The organism is Mesorhizobium sp. M7A.F.Ca.CA.002.09.1.1 (genome assembly GCF_003998555.1).
In the GTDB taxonomy this organism is placed as follows: Bacteria; Pseudomonadota; Alphaproteobacteria; order Rhizobiales; family Rhizobiaceae; genus Mesorhizobium; species Mesorhizobium ciceri.
Map to the genome: position 1 here is coordinate 1 of NZ_RZRR01000744.1, position 2853 is coordinate 2853.

3 protein-coding genes are annotated in these 2853 nt (G+C 64.3%); 2 read left to right on the plus strand and 1 reads right to left on the minus strand.

Annotation, left to right across the window (positions count from 1 at the left end; genetic code table 11):
- Positions 1 to 120 precede the first annotated feature (120 nt).
- Complete coding sequence (locus tag EN994_RS25505) at positions 121 to 324, minus strand: DUF680 domain-containing protein (protein WP_013532451.1); 204 nt, start codon at positions 322 to 324, stop codon at positions 121 to 123.
- 464 nt (positions 325 to 788) lie between these two features.
- Between EN994_RS25505 and EN994_RS25510 the strand changes: the two genes are divergently transcribed.
- Both EN994_RS25510 and EN994_RS25515 read left to right on the plus strand, forming a co-directional pair.
- Positions 789 to 1466: a response regulator gene (locus tag EN994_RS25510; RefSeq protein ID WP_013532452.1), complete on the plus strand. Its 678-nt coding sequence runs from the start codon at positions 789 to 791 to the stop codon at positions 1464 to 1466.
- Positions 1467 to 1479: 13 nt separating this feature from the next.
- Positions 1480 to 2832, plus strand: a complete 1353-nt coding sequence (locus tag EN994_RS25515; protein WP_013532453.1) for a sensor histidine kinase — start codon at positions 1480 to 1482, stop codon at positions 2830 to 2832.
- The last annotated feature ends 21 nt before the right edge of the window (positions 2833 to 2853 follow it).

A 2853-nucleotide genomic window follows, 5' to 3' on the forward strand; every position in this document is an offset into this window, starting at 1 on the left:
AATTGTCGCTGCCGGCAAAAGCAGTGCCCGTGGCAACGAGGATGGCGGCAGCGGTAAGAGCGATCTTGGTCATTTTAATTACTCCTGAGTTCAAGTTTGGGTCGATATCGGCAGTCGCGATTAGCGGCCGAAGAGGTTGCGGTCAGCGCCCTGCGAAGCGGGGGCCTGGACGGTCTGCGTCGACTTGGAGACCGAAGCGGTGATCGAATGGTCGACAGCGACGGCAGGCTGATTGGCGTTGGCCGAGCCATAATTGTCGCTGCCGGCAAAAGCAGTGCCCGTGGCAACGAGGATGGCGGCGGCGGTAAGAGCGATCTTGGTCATTTTAATTACTCCAGTATTTGTCATGTCCGTCTAGTGGCGTGCCCTTGGGAGGAATTTCGCGTCGCTCGGACCACCCCGAGATGGGCTCGCGCTGCCGCGGATTCCAATCACGAAGATGTTCCCCCGCGGCTCGAATCCAGGCCTTGAAATTTGACACAGGGTCTCGGCGGTCATAATTTAACTGTTTGAAATCAGACAGTTAATCGATAACGCCCATCACCAGGCGCGACCGCTCGCCAGGCCGGCGTTCACCATCTGCTACACAGTGCGTCAACAGAAATCGAACTGAACGGTTCGGTTTGAAGCGATTGCGCACCATCTGAACTTCTGGATCTCCTACATTTGCCTTGCGGTTGGATCGAGATTATCGCTTGTGCACGATCATCAATCGGGCGCGACTTGGCGGCGCCAGTTGAAGAAGTGGCGGAAATCCGGGTGACCTGCACCCCAGGACAGCGATAGAAATGCGGTTGCTGCTTGTAGAAGACAATCGCGAGCTGGCGGATTGGCTGGGCAAGACCCTGCGTCAGGCGAACTATGTCGTCGACATCGTCCATGATGGCGAGGATGTCGAACACGCGCTCGCCGCCGGTGACCACGCGCTTGTCATCCTCGACCTTGCGCTGCCGCGCATGAGCGGGCTGGAGGTGCTGCGAATGTTGCGGACGCGCGGCAACCGGGTGCCGGTGATCGTGCTGACCGCAAACGCCAGTCTCGACGGCCGGGTCAAGGGCCTCAATGAGGGCGCCGACGACTATCTGGCCAAGCCCTTCCAGATCGAAGAGCTCGAAGCACGAATCCGCGCGCAATTGCGCCGTGCCAATGACCGCACCGCGCCGGTCGTTGCCTGCGGTGATCTCGTCTTCGACACCAACACGCGGCTGTTTTCGCTTGCCGGCGAGGCGCTGGCGCTGACACCGCGCGAGCATGCCGTGCTTGAGCAATTGATGGTCAAGGCCGGACGCACGGTGAGCAAGGCGGCATTGTCGGCCGCGATCTACGATTTCGAGACCGACGCCGATCCCAGCGCCATCGAGATCTACGTGCACCGCGTGCGCAAGAAGCTCGACGGGTCGCGGGTCCAGATCGCCACACTGCGTGGCCTCGGCTACCTGTTGCGCCAAGACGATTTGGCGCCGTGACGATCCTGGCGCCATGAGGATCAACAGCCTCCGCCTGCAATTGCTGGCATGGGTGGTGCTGCCGCTTGCCGGGCTCGCGACCATCAACCTGTGGACCAGCCAGCGCAACGCACTGGCGACCGCGGACCTGGTCACCGACCGGATGCTCGTCGGATCGGCGCGGGCGATTGCCGAGCAGGTCGCCATGGTCGACGGCGTGCTCGATGCCACGGTGCCCCCGGCGGCGATCGAGATGTTCGACACCGGCGACCGCGACAGCGTCTACTATCGCGTCGAGACAGCCGGCGGGCGGCTGCTGACCGGATATCCCGACCTGCCCGAAGCGCCGCAGCATGCCAGTGTCGAGGCCGCCTACCGCGATCACCAGCTGCGGCTCCTGACCCTTGGCCATGCGGTGATCGGCGCCGGCAACGACTCGCCAATATCAGTCACCGTGGGCGTCACCCTTGCCGGCCATGACGCCATGGTCAAACAGCTTTGGTTCAGCGCCTTTGCCCAGCAACTGGCGCTGGTGGCGATTGCCGGCGTGTTCGTGCTGCTCGGCTTGCGTCGCGGCCTGGCGCCGTTGATCCGGCTGCGCGATGCGGTACGCTCGCCAAACCGCAGCGACCTTGACCCCGTCGAAGTGCCCGGTGCGCAAAGCGAGATCCGCCCGCTGATCGACGCCCTCAACGCCTACATGGAGCGCGTGCGGGCGCAGATGGCGGCGCAACGCCGCTTCATCGCCAATGCGGCGCACCAGCTGCGCACGCCCCTGGCGCTGCTGTCGACACAGGCAAGCTATGCGCTTCGCGAAAGTGCCGCCGATGCCCGCCAGGAGGCGCTGGTGGCGCTGCAGGCGAGTTCCGGCAAACTGGCGCGGCTGGCCGAACAGCTCTTGACCCTGTCACGCGCCGAGCCAGGCAGCCGGCGGCCGCGCGCCGACCGCATTGACCTGGCGGAAGCCGCCCGGCACGTGCTGGAAACCCTGGCGCCAACGGCCATCGATCGCAAAATAGATCTCGGCCTCGAGGAGGCTGGCCCCGTTCCGGTCATCGGCGACGGCACCATGCTGCGCGAGATGATCGTCAACCTCGTCGACAACGCACTGCGCTACTCCCGGGCTGAGGGCAGTGTCACGGTGAAGCTGGCGGCCATCGACGGCGAAGCCGTGCTGACGGTCGCCGACGACGGGCCTGGCATTCCGGCGGACGAGCGAGACCATGTCTTCGAGCGCTTCTACCGTATTGCCGGTTCGACCGAGGAAGGCAGCGGGCTGGGACTCGCCATTGTACGCGAGGTCGTCGAAAATGCCGGCGGCCGCGTCACCCTTGGGGATGGCGCGGCCGGCGGTCTGTTGGTTGAGGTCAGGCTGCCGCTGGCCTGACCGGTCAGGCTGCCCCTGGTC